The 17,349-nt window shown below is 56.9% G+C and carries 15 protein-coding genes; 11 read left to right on the forward strand and 4 right to left on the reverse strand.

The window, feature by feature from the left end:
* Positions 1 to 213 precede the first annotated feature (213 nt).
* Positions 214 to 699, forward strand: coding sequence for a HugZ family protein (locus U5L73_RS02565; RefSeq protein ID WP_322560890.1), 486 nt, complete (start codon positions 214 to 216; stop codon positions 697 to 699).
* Here the strand turns inward: U5L73_RS02565 and U5L73_RS02570 are convergent.
* Positions 696 to 1,484 carry a glutamine amidotransferase-related protein gene (locus tag U5L73_RS02570; RefSeq protein WP_322560891.1) on the reverse strand — a complete coding sequence of 263 codons (789 nt, stop codon included), beginning with the start codon at positions 1,482 to 1,484 and terminating at the stop codon, positions 696 to 698. The genes U5L73_RS02565 and U5L73_RS02570 overlap by 4 nt on opposite strands.
* A gap of 455 nt (positions 1,485 to 1,939) precedes the next feature.
* On the opposite strand from U5L73_RS02570, the gene infA reads away from it, so the two are divergent.
* The gene (gene infA, locus U5L73_RS02575) at positions 1,940 to 2,188 is read left to right on the forward strand and encodes a translation initiation factor IF-1 (protein WP_087495722.1); all 249 of its coding nucleotides are present in this window, start codon (positions 1,940 to 1,942) and stop codon (positions 2,186 to 2,188) included.
* A gap of 259 nt (positions 2,189 to 2,447) precedes the next feature.
* On the opposite strand, the gene U5L73_RS02580 is transcribed toward infA, so the two are convergent.
* Both U5L73_RS02580 and U5L73_RS02585 read right to left on the reverse strand, forming a co-directional pair.
* Positions 2,448 to 3,989 (reverse strand): methyl-accepting chemotaxis protein, encoded by a 1,542-nt coding sequence (locus U5L73_RS02580; RefSeq protein ID WP_322560892.1) that lies wholly within the window; start codon positions 3,987 to 3,989, stop codon positions 2,448 to 2,450.
* Positions 3,990 to 4,110: 121 nt separating this feature from the next.
* Positions 4,111 to 5,835 (reverse strand): IlvD/Edd family dehydratase, encoded by a 1,725-nt coding sequence (locus U5L73_RS02585; protein ID WP_322560893.1) that lies wholly within the window; start codon positions 5,833 to 5,835, stop codon positions 4,111 to 4,113.
* A 136-nt stretch (positions 5,836 to 5,971) separates the two neighbouring features.
* Between U5L73_RS02585 and U5L73_RS02590 the strand changes: the two genes are divergently transcribed.
* Positions 5,972 to 6,748 carry an SDR family oxidoreductase gene (locus U5L73_RS02590; RefSeq protein ID WP_322560894.1) on the forward strand — a complete coding sequence of 259 codons (777 nt, stop codon included), beginning with the start codon at positions 5,972 to 5,974 and terminating at the stop codon, positions 6,746 to 6,748.
* 12 nt (positions 6,749 to 6,760) lie between these two features.
* On the opposite strand, the gene U5L73_RS02595 is transcribed toward U5L73_RS02590, so the two are convergent.
* A complete protein-coding gene (locus tag U5L73_RS02595) occupies positions 6,761 to 7,735 on the reverse strand; it encodes a LysR family transcriptional regulator (protein ID WP_322560895.1) in 975 nt (324 codons plus the stop codon).
* A 194-nt stretch (positions 7,736 to 7,929) separates the two neighbouring features.
* Here U5L73_RS02595 and chvE (U5L73_RS02600) point away from each other — a divergent pair, with 194 nt between their 5' ends.
* The 8 genes from chvE (U5L73_RS02600) to U5L73_RS02635 all read left to right on the forward strand — a co-directional run bounded on the left by chvE (U5L73_RS02600) (position 7,930) and on the right by U5L73_RS02635 (position 17,325).
* Positions 7,930 to 8,958 (forward strand): multiple monosaccharide ABC transporter substrate-binding protein, encoded by a 1,029-nt coding sequence (gene chvE, locus U5L73_RS02600; protein ID WP_313882723.1) that lies wholly within the window; start codon positions 7,930 to 7,932, stop codon positions 8,956 to 8,958.
* Positions 8,959 to 9,045: 87 nt separating this feature from the next.
* Entirely contained in the window at positions 9,046 to 10,578 is a 1,533-nt protein-coding gene (gene mmsA / locus U5L73_RS02605) for a multiple monosaccharide ABC transporter ATP-binding protein (protein WP_322560896.1), read from the forward strand.
* Position 10,579: 1 nt separating this feature from the next.
* The gene (mmsB, locus tag U5L73_RS02610; RefSeq protein ID WP_322560897.1) at positions 10,580 to 11,773 is read left to right on the forward strand and encodes a multiple monosaccharide ABC transporter permease; all 1,194 of its coding nucleotides are present in this window, start codon (positions 10,580 to 10,582) and stop codon (positions 11,771 to 11,773) included.
* A 21-nt stretch (positions 11,774 to 11,794) separates the two neighbouring features.
* The gene (locus U5L73_RS02615) at positions 11,795 to 12,712 is read left to right on the forward strand and encodes a dihydrodipicolinate synthase family protein (protein ID WP_322561918.1); all 918 of its coding nucleotides are present in this window, start codon (positions 11,795 to 11,797) and stop codon (positions 12,710 to 12,712) included.
* A 32-nt stretch (positions 12,713 to 12,744) separates the two neighbouring features.
* The gene (locus tag U5L73_RS02620) at positions 12,745 to 13,905 is read left to right on the forward strand and encodes a Gfo/Idh/MocA family oxidoreductase (protein ID WP_322560898.1); all 1,161 of its coding nucleotides are present in this window, start codon (positions 12,745 to 12,747) and stop codon (positions 13,903 to 13,905) included.
* Between the two features lie 16 nt (positions 13,906 to 13,921).
* On the forward strand, positions 13,922 to 15,361 hold the full coding sequence (locus U5L73_RS02625) for an aldehyde dehydrogenase family protein (protein WP_322560899.1): 1,440 nt from the start codon (positions 13,922 to 13,924) through the stop codon (positions 15,359 to 15,361).
* A gap of 17 nt (positions 15,362 to 15,378) precedes the next feature.
* Positions 15,379 to 16,443 (forward strand): multiple monosaccharide ABC transporter substrate-binding protein, encoded by a 1,065-nt coding sequence (chvE, locus tag U5L73_RS02630; protein ID WP_322560900.1) that lies wholly within the window; start codon positions 15,379 to 15,381, stop codon positions 16,441 to 16,443.
* A 123-nt stretch (positions 16,444 to 16,566) separates the two neighbouring features.
* Complete coding sequence (locus U5L73_RS02635) at positions 16,567 to 17,325, forward strand: TIGR00266 family protein (protein ID WP_322560901.1); 759 nt, start codon at positions 16,567 to 16,569, stop codon at positions 17,323 to 17,325.
* Positions 17,326 to 17,349 lie beyond the last annotated feature (24 nt).

A 17,349-nucleotide genomic window follows, 5' to 3' on the forward strand; every position in this document is an offset into this window, starting at 1 on the left:
TGTGCCATTAATACGCGAAATCTCTGCAATTACGCTATAACCTGACTCACCTTCAGTTTTACACTTTAGCCATGGATTGAACAACGATCCTGTTGAACGAAGTGATCCGATCAAGATCGTTTTTTCGGGAAATCCGCAAACCGGATGACCCGTAAAAAATGCCCTGACCTCCACCTGGAGTCAGGGCATTTTTTTCGCCGCTAGGATGTCAGCATGACTGAACAAGCTCCTTACCAGACAGTTTTGCAAAATCTACTGTTTCAGCAACGGGTTGCCGCCTTGGGGACCGTGGACGAACACGGGGATCCACAGGTATCGATGGTGCCTTTTGCCTTGGACCGCGAAACGGGTCATCTGGTCATCCATGTGAGTACCTTGTCCACGCATACAGCCAACTTGAGAAAACAAGCATCAGCTGGTTTGATGGTCATGCAGCCAGAACAAGCCGACACAGGCGTTCATGCGCTGCCACGCGTATCACTGCAAGTGGAAGCTAGTTTTGTGGACCGTGATACGGCACTCTATGGGCAAACGAAAGAGATCTATACCAACCGGTTTCCGGACATGGCATCCATGACTGATTTCGCTGATTTCTCATTGGTACGTCTGGTTCCACGATCCGTACGCCTGATTTCAGGCTTTGGAGCAGCCCGAACAATAGAACTTTCGCAATGGATGGGCGCTGTGGCCCCAGATTAGGCTTGTTCAATAAACTTGACCATCACTTTGGCAAAGTCTTGGCCTTCATGTCCGAGCTCTAAGCTTTCCATACTCTCTGCGTAATGGGCTTCGCCCAAGACGTGTTTGCGTTTATTCAGCAGATAGGCACTGTAATCTTCTACAAACTCCGGGTGCGGCTGTATGCACAGCACTTCATTCCCTTTCGCGTAGGCCGCAATCGGGCAGCGGTCACTGCTGGCTAGTAGGCGGGCACCCTCTGGCAACTCTAGAACCTGATCTTGATGGCTTGCCAACAAGGCAAACTGCTCCCGGCCACTAGCTGCGAAATCCGCGTCATGCCATTGATAGGTGTTGCGACCAGTCAACCAGCCTTGAGGAGCTCTTGCCACCTTGGCTCCAAGACAATAAGCAATTAATTGATGGCCAAAACAGATACCCAGCAATTTGGTGTCGGTCTTCAGGAGTTCTGTCACCCGACGACGCAGTTCGACGACCCAATCTTCATCAGAAAACGAATCGGCTTTGCTGCCAGTCAACAACACAGCGTCGTAATCGTCAAAAGAATTGGGGTATTGCTGGTGGGGCGTACTGAAATGATCCATCGCCCAGTCTGTTGCGCCCGCTTGACGCAAAACCTTTTCCAGCATCGCACCGTAGCTGCGATAGGTTGGCACGAGTGCTTCGTCGATTATGTCGTTGTCCAGAATACAAATTTTCATCATCTCGCCTGTCGCTGTTTCACTAAGAAAACCACACCCGATCGGCCGGGAATCCCCGTCGAATATCGCTTTTGAGCGCTCCATGCTACATTAGCGGGTCGCCAAAAAGCGATTGGCAGTGTGAATGCGTGATGCAAAAACACAATTCTCCCGGCTGTGGAGAGTCCAATCCGGCTCCAATAAAGCCACTTGCAGCGATAGATTCCACGAAACGGCAGCTTTTCTCCTCGTGAGCACTTTGCCTCTGCTGTGGCCAGCGTGTTGGTATTTTATTGATTCAGAACCGAAATTAGATTGACGATTTGCATCCAGTCATCACCGGCGAACACCGCATTGTTGCCCGCATCCAGTCACATTGTGTTGGAAGGCAGCTGCACAATCACCGATCGTGAGCGTTAACGCATCAACCGATCGAATCATGCGCAATCACGACAAATTTTTCACGCTAGATGCGACTGCAGTCGCTGCAATCGCATCAGGCAACCATGGGGTTCTGGCCTTGTCAGTCCCCGGTAATACATAAGTTCAGAGGACGTTATATGGCTAAAGAAGATCTGATTGAAATGATGGGCGTAGTGAACGAAGTTCTGCCTGATACGCGTTTTCGCGTGACTTTGGATAACGGTCACCAGTTGATCGCTTATTCGGCGGGCAAGATGCGCAAGAACCACATCCGTATTTTGGCGGGTGACCGTGTGTCCCTGGAGTTGTCTCCTTACGACTTGAGCAAGGGTCGTATCAACTTCCGCCACATCGAAGGCCGCGGCCCGATGACCCCACGTCGCTGATCACCGAATAGAGATCTGGCCGAAAAGCGCTATTGAGTGCAATTAGGCCGCTCATTCAGTTCTTTTGTGTCCTCGCCAATCTTCATTGGTAGCCGAGTGCAAAAGTATAGCTTTGCATTGGACCCCACCAATGCCCGACCGGGTGCAATACCTTGATCTATCGATCGAGGTCTATGTTCACCGTAGACATCCCTTCAAATTTGCTCCTGATTTGATAGCGGCTTGCGGACATTCCATAAGCGCCAGAGCCTGATTTTGCTCATAACTTGAAAGTCGCCACTACCTGTACCAGGTCATTGGCCTGACTTTTCAAACTGCTGGCTGCGGCCGCCATTTCCTCCACCAAGGCGGCGTTCTGTTGGGTAGCCTGGTCCATCTGGGTAACTGCTTCTCCGACTTGGGAAACACCGGCACTCTGCTCAGAGCTCGCTGCGCTGATGGCTCCCATGATGTCAGTCACCCGGCGGATGCTGCTGACGACTTCGGTCATGGTCTCGCCAGCCTTATCCACCAGGCTGCTGCCCTGCTCCACCCGCTCCACACTGGCGTTGATCAGGCCCTTGATTTCTTTCGCGGCTTCGGCGCTGCGGCCGGCGAGTAATCGGACTTCGGAAGCTACCACCGCAAAGCCTCTTCCCTGTTCACCGGCCCGGGCCGCTTCAACCGCCGCATTCAGGGCCAGGATGTTGGTCTGGAAAGCGATGCCGTCAATCACGCTGATGATGTCCGCAATTCTGCGGCTGGACTCATTGATGCCTTTCATCGTCTCCACCACTTGACCCACCACTTCGCCACCTTGAATAGCCACGGTAGACGCATTCATGGCCAACTGATTGGCCTGGCGGGCAGAGTCGGCGTTTTGTTTGACGGTGGAGCCGAGCTCCTCCATGGAAGCTGCGGTTTCTTCCAAGGCGCTGGCTTGTTGTTCGGTGCGGGCACTCAGATCGTGGTTACCTTGGGCAATTTCAGAGCTGGCAGTGGCGACGGATTCGGAGCCTGAGCGCACTTGGTAAACGACGCTGGCCAATCTGGCTTGCATGCGCTGTAATGCAGCCAGCAGTTGACCTGTCTCGTTCATCGAATCCACCGTAATGGTTTTAGACAAATCACCGTCTGCGATGTTGTCAGCCAAATCGATCACCGTCGATATGGGCCTGGTCACCGACTTGGTGACCCATAAGGTGGCGAAAACTGCAGCGATCGCACCCACCAGCAAGGCCGTGAGCATGGAGACGCGCGCGGTATGAAAGCTTTTTTCGGTTTTGCTGCTGGCACTCGTCGCACCGGTTTGGTTGTATTCCGAAATCTTTTTGGTTGTGACGATGATCTTGTCAAACAAGACTTTGCCTTCTCCTTCAAGCAGCTTGCGGGCCGGAAACTTTTCGCGTTTGGCGGACATGTCCATCAACTGCGCGTGAAGTGCCTGATACGCTTTCCAATCGGTTTCCAATGCAGCGAACAGGGCTTTTTCGTCGGGTTCGTTCACCAGCTTGCCGTATTCCTGGCGTGTGGCCTCGACGGTCGCTACTGCTTGCGAAGCCAACTTGTCGATGCGTTCCATGGCACCTTCATCGGTATTGAGCACATGCTGGCTTTCCCATGCCCGCAAATCCGCCAAGCCCGCTTTCAGATCGCCCACCAAGCCGATAGTGGGTAGCCAATTGGTGGTAATAGCGGTAGTGTCGTGGCGCATGGCTTGCATCTGCGAGATTGCAAGCACCACAACGGCGACCAGCAGTGCGGTCAGACCACCCATCACGGCCATCAGGCGCGTGGAAATCTTCATGTCTTTGATACTCATGGCCTGTCTCCCTATGGTTATAGCGGGGCCAAATTAGCAAGCGTCGCAACGACGAAAAAGGCCCATAACAACGGTGTTTCCGTTGCTATGGGCCTTCAAGGCTTTAAACAGTACGCAATTTTTAGTGGGAATCGCGCGGAACAGCCGCTCCGCTTCCGCCCACCAAAAAGTCTAGGTCGGCACCCAAGTGCGCTTGCTGCACGGTCTCGACATAGAGCTTGTACCAACCGCGTTTCGGCTTTTCAGGCGATTTCCATAATGCCAGGCGGCGCGCGAGTTCTTCGTCTGAAATTTCAAGATGCAGTTTGCGCTCCGGCACATTAAGTTCAATCATGTCGCCGTTTTGCACCACGGCCAGCGGGCCGCCTGCCGCCGCTTCCGGAGAAGTGTGCAAAACCGTCGTGCCATAAGCGGTGCCGCTCATCCGCGCATCCGAGATACGGACCATATCGGTGATGCCCTTTTTGAGCACCTTGGGTGGCAGGGGCATGTTGCCGACTTCCGCCATGCCGGGGTAACCGCGCGGGCCACAGTTCTTCAACACCATGACGCTGTTTTCATCGATGTCCAAGTCAGGGTCATCAATCTTGGCGTGAAATTCTTCAATCGATTCAAACACCACAGCAGGCCCACGGTGCTGCAGCAAATGCTTGGACGCGGCAGACGGTTTGATCACGGCGCCATTTGGGGCCAGATTGCCACGCACCACTGCAATGCCGGCTGCCGGCATGAAAGGATCGTCGACGGTTTTGATCACGTCGCGGTTGTAGCAAGGGGCGTTGGCCACGTTGTCGCGGATGGTTTTTCCATTCACAGTGAGGGCATCACCGTGCAGCATCGGCAGAATTTCGCGCATCACTGCCGGCAAACCGCCGGCGTAGCAGAAATCTTCCATTAAGTACTTGCCCGACGGTTGCAGGTTCAGGATGTTGTTGACCTCAGAACCCAGCCTATCGAAATCTTCGAGCTTCAGCTCAACACCGATACGGCCCGCGATCGCCAACAAGTGAATCACAGCATTCGTGGATCCACCGATCGCAGCATTTGTGCGGATGGCGTTCTCAAATGCCTGGCGCGTCAGGATCTGAGACATCTTGATGTCCTGTTTCACCATTTCGACGATACGGCGGCCTGTCAATTGGGCCAAACGTTTGCGGCGGGTATCGGCAGCAGGAATCGCTGCATTTTCTGGCAGTGCCATGCCCAAGGCTTCGACCATGCTGGCCATGGTGGACGCTGTACCCATGGTCATGCAGGTACCGCTGGAGCGGTGCATATCGCTTTCGCAGGAAGAAAACTCTTCCATGGTCATTTCGCCGGCACGCACCATTTCGGACATTTGCCAGACACCTGTGCCGGAGCCGACATCCTTGCCACGGAACTTGCCGTTGAGCATGGGACCTCCCGACAAACCGATGGTCGGTAAGTCACAACTGGCTGCACCCATCATCAAGGAGGGCGTTGTCTTGTCACAGCCCATGAGCAGCACCACGCCGTCAATCGGGTTGCCACGGATACTCTCTTCAACATCCATTGATGCCAGATTGCGGAACAACATGGCCGTGGGGCGCAGCTGGGTTTCACCCAGCGACATCACCGGAAACTCGAGCGGGAAACCGCCTGCTTCGTACACCCCGCGCTTGACGAATTCAGCCAACTCACGGAAGTGGCCGTTGCAAGGAGTTAACTCACTCCAGGTGTTGCAAATGCCAATGATCGGACGGCCATCCAGCAAGTCGTGGGGATAGCCTTGGTTTTTGATCCAACTGCGGTGCACAAAACCATCACGGTCTTGCCGGCCGAACCAGGCTTGGCTGCGGCGGAATGGGGGCTTTTCGGAACTCATGGGCTTGCCTCTTTATAGGTGGAGGCGGTGCCTCCGGTTCTTGACAGCAGGCATGGTAACAATGCACAGTGATAATAGAAAATGAATTTCGAGACAGTTCATATATCTATATTGCAATCAAAATTGAGAAAAAATGATGTCAGACCCTACAAAACTCGCTCGCTATCTCAGTCTGGAAGGTAAAAACGTTTTCATTACAGGTGGTGGAACAGGCATTGGCGCAGCCATCGTCTCCGCGTTTGTGGAGCAAGGTGCCAACGTGGCGTTCGTGGATGTGGCCGAGGCCGAAAGCCGCGCACTGGCGGCGCAGCTGGCAAGCAGCAGCAAGGCGAAAATTTGGTGGCGCACCTGCGATGTGCGCAATATCGCTGCCTTACAGGCCGCAACGACCGAAGCTGCCCGAGATCTTGGCGAATTTTCGGTATTGGTGAACAACGTAGCGCGCGATGACCGGCATACCTTGGAATCGGTGACCCCTGAGTACTGGGATGAGCGCATGGCAGTCAACCAGCGTCCGGCCTTCTTTGCTATCCAGTCATTGGTGCCGGGTATGAAACGTCTTGGCGGTGGGTCCATCATTAACCTCGGGTCCACCGGTTGGCAAACCAAAGGCAGTGGCTATCCTTGCTACGCGGTGGCGAAATCATCAGTAAACGGACTCACCCGAGGCCTTGCAGACACCTTGGGTGCGGATCGTATTCGTATCAACACAGTGTCTCCCGGCTGGGTCATGACAGAGCGCCAGATCAAGATGTGGCTTAACGCTGAAGGAGAAGCTGACATCCAGCGCAACCAATGTCTGCCGGACAAGCTCCAACCCCCTGATGTTGCACGCATGGTGTTGTTCCTCGCCTCAGATGACGGCGCCATGTGCACCGCCCAGGAATTCAAAGTTGACGCCGGCTGGAACTAAGTCCGATAGCGCTTAACCAGCAGGGCCGGGCTCTACGCTGAAAGCTTTGCCATAGACGGTCATGGCAGATGCTTTCAGCGCCCGCAATACCACCTCGCCGGCGGGCGACAAAAGCCGGTCCCGTCGGGTGATGAACCCGAAGGGCTCCATCTCACACGGCATGGCCACCGGCAAAATCGACATCAGTCCGTGGTTGGCGTAATAACGCGCGACGTCTACTGCCATCACACTCACCATATCGCTCTGCTGCATCATTTTGCTGATGAAAAGCATGGCGCTGGTCTCCACACTGTTGGAGGGCTGCTCCAATCCGAGTTCCTGAATCATCAGATCAAAGCGGTGCCGCAACATACTGCCGGCAGGCGGCACAATCCAACCGAACTTGAAAACGTCTTCCAAGCTCGGTTTGATGGCGGTAAGCAAAGGATGCCCCGGTCGAGCCACTGCACAAATCGGCTCTTCAGCCACCATCTCGTAACGCAGAGCGGCCTTGTCGTGTTCTGGCGAAAGGCGCCCCACCAGAATATCCAGGCTGCCGCGATTCAGTTTTTCGATCAGCACATTGCTCGGCTCAATCTGGATAGTGATTTGCAGATTCGGATGTGCCTGCTTTACGGCAGCAACCGTCGGTGGCAGTAAGGCCAGCCCCGGCGCGGTGATGGAGCCGATATTCACTTGACCGAATTGCCCGTTCTTAGCAGCTTGCAACTCCTCGTGCGCCTGATTCAGGCTCGCCAATGCCGCACGGGCATGGCGAATCATGGTGTCGCCGTACCAAGTCGGCCGCATACCGCGCGGCAAACGCTCAAACAGAGACACCCCCAGCACGTCTTCCAAGTCTTTCAGCAATTTAGACGCAGCAGGCTGCGTCATGTTGAGCACTTGGGCTGCGCGGTGGATATTGCCTTCCTCCGCTAACGCGACCAATAGCAAAAGTTGTCTGGTTTTCAGCCTTGCACGTAAGAACCAATGGGTGTAATTCGTCATATAGGGTTACCACCAATCTGTATTTACATATCGAATAAGCCCCAAACTATATTGGAAATAAATCAATGTGCTGAGTAAGATTCGCCGCCTGAGCCAAAAAGGCGAGGACGTATCTGACAGAAGCAATCAAACACAGGAGACATTTCATGACAGCACGTAGAACCACCCTCAAGGCGCTTGCAGCAAGCCTTGCCATGGGTCTGGCATTTGGCACCACCGTGGCCAATGCGCAAGACAAGGGCCTGGTCGGCGTCGCCATGCCCACCAAGAGCTCGACCCGCTGGATCGCTGATGGCAACAGCATGGTCGCTGCTTTGGCAGCCAAAGGCTACAAAGCCGACCTGCAATACGCCGAAGACGACATCCCCAACCAGTTGGCCCAGATCGAAAACATGATTACCAAGGGTGCCAAGGTGTTGGTGATTGCCGCGATTGACGGCACCACCCTGACCAACGTGCTGCAAAAAGCCGCAGACAAGGGCATCAAGGTCATCTCATATGACCGCCTGATCGTCGGCTCCAAAAACGTCGATTACTACGCCACTTTCGACAACTTCCAAGTGGGCGTATTGCAAGCCCAGTCCCTGGAAAAAGCGTTGGGCCTGAAAGAGGGCAAAGGTCCTTTCAATATCGAATTGTTCGGTGGTTCCTCTGACGACAACAACGCATTTTTCTTCTACGACGGAGCCATGTCCGTGTTGGACCCTTACATCAAGTCCGGCAAGCTGGTGGTTCGCTCTAAGCAAACCGGCATGCAAAAGGTGGCAACCCTGCGCTGGGACGGCCAAGTGGCCCAAGCCCGTATGGAAAACCTGTTGAGCGCCTTCTACGGCAAAGACAAAGTGAACGCTGTTTTGTCTCCGTATGACGGCATCTCCATCGGTATTCTGTCCGCACTCAAGGGTGTGGGTTACGGTACTGCTGCTCAGCCCATGCCTTTCGTGAGCGGCCAGGATGCGGAAGTGCCTTCCGTGAAGTCCATCATCCGCAAGGAACAGTACTCCACCATCTTCAAAGACACCCGCGAATTGGCCAAGGTCGCTGCCAATATGGTGGATGCCGTGATGACAGGCAAACAACCTGAAATCAACGACACCAAGACCTACAACAACAAAATCAAGGTGGTGCCTTCCTACCTGCTGAAGCCTGTCGCTGTGGACCTGTCCAATTACAAGCAAGTGTTGGTCGGTAGCGGATACATCAAAGAAGAGCAGCTGAAGTAATCTTTAGCGGCGGTAAAGAGGCCCTGTGCCCCACAGCACAGGGCTTTTTACATTCTTCTGGTTCAAGAGAACGATCGTTGAGGCACCATGGCTGAACCCATTTTAGAAATGCGTGGAATGCGCAAGACATTCCACGGCGTGACCGCCCTAAGCAATGTGAACCTCACAGTGCAAGAGGGCCAGATCCACGCCGTCGTCGGCGAAAACGGCGCCGGCAAATCAACCCTGATGAAAGTGCTGAGCGGCGTCTACCCTCACGGCGACTACGAAGGCACCATCCGCTACCAGGGCGAAGAATGCCGCTTCCGCGGCATTCAGGACAGTGAAGAAAAAGGCATCATCATCATCCACCAGGAGCTGGCCTTGGTGCCGCTGCTGTCGATTACCGAGAACATTTTTCTCGGCAACGAGCAAGCCAAAGGTGGCGTGATTAATTGGAACGCGTCTTACGTCAAAACGCAGGCCTTGCTGAACAAAGTCGGTTTGAAGGAATCTCCAAACACCCTGATTACCAATCTGGGTGTTGGCAAACAGCAGCTCATCGAGATTGCCAAAGCGCTGTCCAAAGAGGTCAAGCTGCTGATTCTGGATGAGCCCACCGCCAGTTTGAACGAGACCGACAGCGATGCACTGCTCGAACTGCTGCTCGAACTCAAGCGCCAAGGCATTTCCTGCATCCTAATTTCGCACAAGCTCAATGAAATTTCCAAGGTCGCAGACGCCATCACGGTGCTGCGCGACGGTGCGACCGTGGCCACGCTGGACTGCAGAGCAGAACCCGTCAGTGAAGACTTGATCATCCGTCACATGGTCGGGCGTGAAATGGCGGACCGCTACCCCAAGCGCACGCCCAATGTAGGTGACACCGTGTTTGAAGTGCGCGACTGGGTGGTGCACCACGCGATTCACCCCGAGCGCAAGGTCATCAAGGGCGTGAACCTGCATGTCAAGCGTGGTGAGATCGTCGGCATTGCCGGCCTCATGGGTGCAGGCCGCACCGAACTGGCCATGAGCATCTTCGGCCGCACCTACGGCCAGAACATCAGCGGCAAAGTGCTGCTCCATGGCAAAGAAGTCGACACCGGCACCGTGCAAAAAGCCATCGATCACGGCATCGCCTATGTGACCGAAGACCGCAAAGGCTACGGGTTGGTGCTGGACGAAACCATTGCCTGGAACACCACACTCGCCAACTTGCCAGCGGTCTCCAACAAAACAGTGGTGGACGAAGGCAAAGAGTTCAGCGTAGCTCAGGACTTCCGCAAAAAGCTCAACATCCGCAGCCCCAATGTGTTTGCCCGCACCGTCAATTTGTCAGGCGGCAACCAGCAAAAAGTGGTGCTGAGCAAGTGGCTGTTTTCGGAGCCCGAAGTGCTGATCCTCGATGAGCCTACCCGCGGTATCGACGTGGGTGCCAAGTACGAGATTTACACCATCATCGCGCAGCTCGCTGCCGAGGGGAAATGCGTACTGATGATCTCCAGCGAAATGCCCGAATTGCTGGGCATGTGCGACCGGATCTGTGTGTTGAATGAAGGTGCTTTTGTGGCGGAGTTTCCGGCTGCAGAGGCAACCCAAGAAAAAATTATGCGTTCTATCGTGACGTCAGGAGTGAACTGAAATGACAAGCACAACCCCGGAAACAAACGCCCCCGCTTCGGGCGGCGGCATGGCTTTCCTGAAAAGCAATCTGCGCGAATACGGCCTGCTGATTTCGCTGGTCATCATCATGGTGTTCTTCCAGGTGCAGACCGAAGGCACGCTATTTCAGCCCCTGAACCTTACCAACTTGATTCTGCAGAACAGCTACATCATCGTGATGGCGCTGGGCATGCTGCTGGTCATCGTGGCCGGACATATCGATCTATCGGTGGGTTCGGTGTGCGGCTTTATCGGCGCCGTTGCCGCGGTGTTGATGGTCAACTACAACTGGCACTATGTGCCCGCCGCCATCGTCTGTTTGATTCTGGGCGGTGTCATTGGCGCAGCACAAGGCTATTGGGTGGCGTTCTACAAAATCCCATCCTTTATCGTCACGCTGGCTGGCATGTTGGTATTCAAGGGATTGGCGTTGGCGGTGCTCGAAGGCGCATCTGTCGGCCCCTTCCCGCCCGAGTTCCAGTTGCTCAGCACCGGCTTTATTCCTGACCCCTTTGCCGGCGAAACTTTACGGGTTGCCACTCTGGTGATCGGTTTGTTGATTGCTCTGGTCATGTTGATTGCCAAGGTGCGCGGCCGTGCAGACCGCGCAGCGCATGGCATGGAAAACGAGCCCATCGCCTTCTTTGCGATTGCCAACCTGATCTTTGTCGCCATGATCGTGGCCTTCAGCTACCAGCTGGCGTCCTACAAAGGCTTGCCCAACGTGTTGGTCGTCATGTTGCTGCTGATGCTGGTCTATGACTTCGTAGCATCCCGCACCACCATCGGCCGCCGCATCTATGCGCTGGGCGGCAACGAAAAAGCTGCCAAGTTGTCGGGTATCCGCACTGAACGCCTGACCTTCTACACCTTCATCAACATGGGTGTGTTGGCGGCTCTGGCCGGACTGATCTTTGCGGCCCGCCTGAACACTGCTACCCCCAAGGCTGGCCTCGGTTTCGAGCTCGACGTGATTGCCGCCTGCTTTATCGGGGGCGCCTCCGCCTCCGGTGGTGTGGGCAAAGTATTGGGCGCAGTGATCGGCGCTTTCATCATGGGCGTCATGAACAACGGTATGTCCATCATGGGCATCGGTATCGACTACCAGCAGGTCATCAAGGGCCTGGTCTTGTTGGCAGCCGTCTGCTTCGACGTCTACAACAAAAACAAATAAGGACTCACCATGTACTCCGCAATGAATGCCCGCTACAAGGGCGTATTCCCTGTCGTCCCTACGATCTTCAACGACGCTGGCGAGCTGGACCTCGAGAGCCAGAAACGCTGTGTCGACTTCATGATCGACGCCGGCTCTACCGGCCTGTGCATTCTGGCCAACTTCTCTGAGCAGTTTGTACTGGCGGATGCCGAGCGCGAAGTGCTCACCAAAACCATCCTCGCGCATGTGAATGGCCGGGTGCCGGTCATCGTGACCACGACGCACTTCAGCACCCAAGTCACCATCGCGCGCAGTGTGCAGGCCCAGCAGCTGGGTGCGTCCATGGTCATGGTCATGCCTCCGTACCATGGCGCCACCATCCGCGTACCTGAGGGTCAGATCTATGAGTACTTCGCCCGCCTGTCCGATGCGATTGATATTCCCATCATGATCCAGGACGCGCCGGTCAGCGGCACAGCGCTGTCGGTGCCTTTTCTGGCCCGCATGGCGCAAGAGATCAAACAGGTGTCGTATTTCAAGATCGAAACCGCCGGCGCAGCCTCCAAGCTGCGCGAGCTTATTCGCGTAGGTGGTGCCGCTATTGAAGGCCCATGGGATGGCGAGGAAGCCATCACCCTCATGCCCGACCTGGACGCTGGTGCCACCGGCGCCATGACCGGCGGTGCCTACCCCGACGGTATCCGCAAAATTGTGGACGCCTATGCAGCAGGCAAGCGCGACGAGGCCGCCGCCCACTACCAGCAGTGGCTGCCCCTCATCAATTTTGAAAACCGCCAGGGCGGCATACTGACTGCCAAGGCCCTCATGAAGGAAGGTGGTGTCATCGCTTGCGAGGCCGGCCGCCATCCCTTCCCCGCCATGCACCCTGACACGCGCGCCGGTTTGATCGATACCGCCAAGCGTCTGGATCCCATGGTGTTGCGCTGGGGTTGCTAAACCCACATACCACCCGATAAGGAATCGCCACCATGTCAGAAAACACCGTCTTCCAACTTCTGGGTCGCCGCTTGCGGTTGGCCGTAATCGGTGGTGGTCCCGGTTCCTTCATCGGTGCCATGCACCGGCAGGCCGCGCGCCTGGATGACCGGTACGAGCTGGTCGCGGCGGCTCTTTCTTCCGATCCCGAGCGGTCCAAGGCCGGAGGCCAGAGCATCGGGGTACCGGCAGACCGCTGCTATGCAGATGGCAGCGCTTTGATCAAAACCGAAGCCCAACGCGCAGATGGTGCGGAGGTCGTGGCCATCATGACGCCCAATGACAGTCATTTCCGGTTTTCCATGCTCGCGCTGGACCACGGCATGGACGTCATTTGCGACAAGCCCATGACCAACACCTTGCAAGAAGCCGAAGCTTTGCACGCCAAGGTGCAAAGCAGCGGGCGCGTGTTTTGCCTGACCCACAACTACACCGGCTACCCCATGGTGCGCCAGGCGAAAGCCATGGTGATGGACGGTTTGCTGGGTGACATTCGCCTGGTGCAGGTGGAATACGTGCAGGGCGGTCGTGCTAAGGCAGGCCCCGGCCGCAGAGCCTGGAAAGAAGACCCCACCCGTGGCGGCCCCTCACTGGTGATGGGCGACATAGGCACCCACGCCCACAACCTGTTGCGCTTCATTACTGGTCTGGAAGTGGCAGAAGTAGCGGCAGACGTCGGCAGCGTCGTGCCCGACCGCATCACCCATGACTACGCCGGTGCCATGCTGCGCATGAGCAACGGTGCGCGTGGCAGCTTCTGGGTCACACAGGCCGCAGCCGGTGTGGAAAACGGCTTGCGCATCCGCGTAAGCGGTTCATTGGGCAGTGTCGAGTGGCATCAAGAGCACCCGCAAGTGCTGCAGTTCAAGCCATTGGACGCCCCTGCCCAAGTGCGCACTCCCAACGGCCCCGGCACCCTGCCCCTAGCAGCCCGCGCTTCGCGCATCGTGGCAGGCCACCCCGAGGGCTTTCACGAAGCCTTTGCCAACCTGTACACCAATGCGGCAGACACCATTGCCGCGCAGCGCAGTGGCAACACGCCAGACCCGCTGAACCAGTTTTTCCCGAATGCGACCGATGGCCTGCAAGGCATCCGCTTTGTAGACGCCGCTATTCGTTCCAGCCACCACAACGGCGCCTGGACCACCGTTTAACTAACCTGATCTCACCATGACCACCCAACACAACAACCTGATCAACGGCGAATGGCTCGCCGGCACCGGCTACGCGCCCAACCTCAACCCCTCCAATCTCGCCGACGTGGTGGGCGAATACGCCCAAGCCGATGTAGCCCAACTCAACGCTGCCGTGGCTGCCGCCCAAAAGGCCTTCCCCGCCTGGTCCACAGGTGGCATCCAGGCCCGCGCCGACGCGCTCGACAAAATCGGCACCGAAATCTTGGCCCGCAAAGAAGAGCTGGGTACCCTGCTCGCCCGTGAAGAAGGCAAGACCCGCGCCGAAGGCATCGGCGAAGCTGCCCGTGCCGGCAACATCTTCAAGTTTTTTGCCGGTGAATGTCTGCGCCAGGCCGGTGAAACATTGCCCTCGGTGCGCCCGGGCATCGGGGTCGAAGTCACCCGTGAGCCTTTGGGTGTGATTGGTCTCATCACCCCCTGGAACTTCCCGATCGCTATTCCCGCCTGGAAGATTGCACCCGCTCTGGCCTATGGCAACTGCGTGGTGTTGAAACCTGCAGATCTGGTGCCCGGCTGTGCGTGGGCGCTGGCTGACATCATTCACCGCAGCGGTATTCCGGCCGGTGTGTTCAACCTCGTCATGGGTTCCGGCCATGTGGTTGGTGATGCCTTGGTCAACCACCCCGGCATCACCGCGGTGAGCTTTACCGGCTCGGTAGGCGTGGGCCAGCGCATTGCAGCCGCTTGTGCCGGACACATGAAGAAGGTGCAGCTGGAAATGGGTGGCAAGAACCCGCAAGTGGTGCTGGACGACGCTGACCTCAATGTGGCGGTAGAACTCAGCGTGCAAAGCGCCTTCTACTCCACCGGCCAGCGCTGCACCGCATCGAGCCGTTTGATCGTGACCGACAAAATCTACCCCGCGTTCATCGAGGCCATGCAAAAACGCATGGCCGCCATCAAGGTGGGCGATGCGCTACAAGCCGGTATCGACATTGGCCCCGTAGTCTCGCAGGCCCAGTTAGAGCAAGACTTGTCCTATGTAGAAATCGGCAAGGCGGAAGGCGCCACGCTGCTCACCGGTGGCGAGCGCCTAATGCGCGACACCGAGGGCTTTTACATGGCTCCCGCCCTGCTGGTCGACAGCACGGCCTCCATGCGCATCAACCGCGAAGAAATTTTCGGCCCGGTGGCCAGCGTCATCCGTGTCAAAGACTACGACGAGGCCCTGGCCGTCGCCAACGACACCCCCTTTGGCCTGTCGGCCGGCATTGCCACCACCAGCCTCAAGTACGCCACCCATTTCAAGCGCCACAGCCAGGCCGGCATGGTGATGGTGAACCTGCCCACCGCAGGGGTGGACTACCACGTGCCCTTCGGCGGGCGCAAAGGCAGCAGCTACGGCTCACGCGAGCAGGGCAAATACGCTGCCGAATTCTTCACCACGGTGAAGACGGCTTACACACTGGCATAAGCAACACGGCCCACCGCATGCACACCCTTCGACGGATCTTTTTGAGTAGTTTGTTGTTGGTGTCCATGCCCTGGGCCTATGCACAGAACAGCAAGGGCGGCGTGGGCATCCTGATGCCCACCGTCACCTCCCAGCGCTGGGTGGTCGATGGCCTGGCCATGGTGCGCGCGATGGACAAACTGGGCTACCGCCCCGACCTCAAGTACGCCAACGACGATGTCGCCACCCAGATCGCCCAAACCGAGGAAATGCTGAGAAGCCCCGATATGAAGGTGCTGGTCATCGGCGCCATCGACGGCAGTAAGCTGGCACCGGTGCTCAAAAAGGCCGCAGAGCGCGGCATCAAGGTCGTTGCCTATGACCGCCTGATCCGCGATACCCCGCATGTGGACTACTACGCCACCTTTGACAACTTCCAGGTGGGCGTTTTGCAGGGCAGCTACATCATCGAAGCCCTTGGCGTCGATAAAGGCAAGGGCCCGTTCACCATCGAACTGTTCGGCGGCTCTTCGGACGATAACAACGCCTTCTTTTTTTACAACGGCGCCATGTCGGTGCTCAAACCGTATATCGACAAAGGCCGCCTGGTGGTGGGTTCCGGCCAGATGGGCATGGAGAAGGTTGCCACCCAGCGCTGGAGCGGCTCGGTAGCCCGTGCCCGCCTAGTGCAGATCCTGGACAAGCACTACACCAAGCAGCGCCTGGACGCCCTGCTCTCGCCCTATGACGGCATCAGCATAGAGCTGATCACCGCCATGAAAAAAGCCAACTACGGTCCTGCCAGCCAACCCTTGCCGGTGGTCACCGGCCAAGACGCCGAAATGCCCTCCGTGCGCTCCATCATCCGGGGTGAGCAAGCGTCTACCGTTTTTAAAGACAACCGCGAACTGGCCCAGGTCGTCACCACCATGGTGGACGCTATCCTGTCGGGCAAAAAGCCCACCATCAACGACGACAAAACCTACAACAACGGCCAAAAGGTCGTACCTGCGTTTTTGCTCAAACCTGCGGTCGTCGATATCAATAACTGGCGTGCCACCCTGGTGAACTCCGGCTACTACAAGCCCGACCAGTTCCGCTAAACACGCCCCTTGCCGGCCCCATAGCCCCCTCGTGCAGGGGGCTTTTTTACGTGCGCGCCGCGCAGTGCTGCTAAGGTACATCTAGAGGCCCCGAAGGTGGGCCGCACACACAGAGGAACCCCTATGACCATGCATGTGATTGACTACGAAATCTTCGGCGCTGAAATGCAATACGTCGAGATCGAGCTCGACCCCGGCGAGGCTGCCATTGGTGAAGCCGGTGTGATGATGTACATGGAAAACGGCATCACCATGGACACCATCTTCGGCGATGGCTCGCAGCAAGGCGGCTTTTTCGGCAAGCTCATGGGCGTGGGCAAGCGCCTGCTCACCGGCGAGGGCTTATTTACCACCGTGTTTCAAAACGACGGCAACGTAAAACAGCGGGTGGCGTGTGCAGCGCCCTATCCCGGCAAGATTGTGCCCATCGACCTGCGCCAACTGGGCGGCACCCTGATCTGCCAGAAAGACTCTTTTTTGTGCGCTGCCAAGGGGGTGGCGTTGGGCATTGCCCTTCAGCGCAGGCTGGGTGCAGGTTTGTTTGGTGGCGAAGGCTTCATCATGCAAAAGCTCGAGGGCGATGGCATGGCCTTTGTCCACGCCGGTGGCACCCTCATGGAGCGCACCCTCGCCCCGGGCGAGACCCTGCGGGTCGACACCGGCTGCGTAGTGGCATTTCAGCCCACGGTGGACTTTGATATCCAGTTTGTCGGCAAAGTGAAGTCCGCCATCTTTGGCGGCGAAGGCTTGTTTTTTGCCACCTTGCAGGGCCCGGGCAAGGTGTGGCTGCAGAGCTTGCCGCTCTCGCGTTTGGCCAATCGCATCATGCTTGCGGCCCCGGCAACCCGCAGCCTGGCCGGGGGTGGCGGCAACGACGACTAAACCGCCGCCACAGGGGCCCGGCGG

Source organism: Rhodoferax sp. (genome assembly GCF_034520025.1).
Lineage (GTDB): Bacteria > Pseudomonadota > Gammaproteobacteria > Burkholderiales > Burkholderiaceae_C > Allorhodoferax.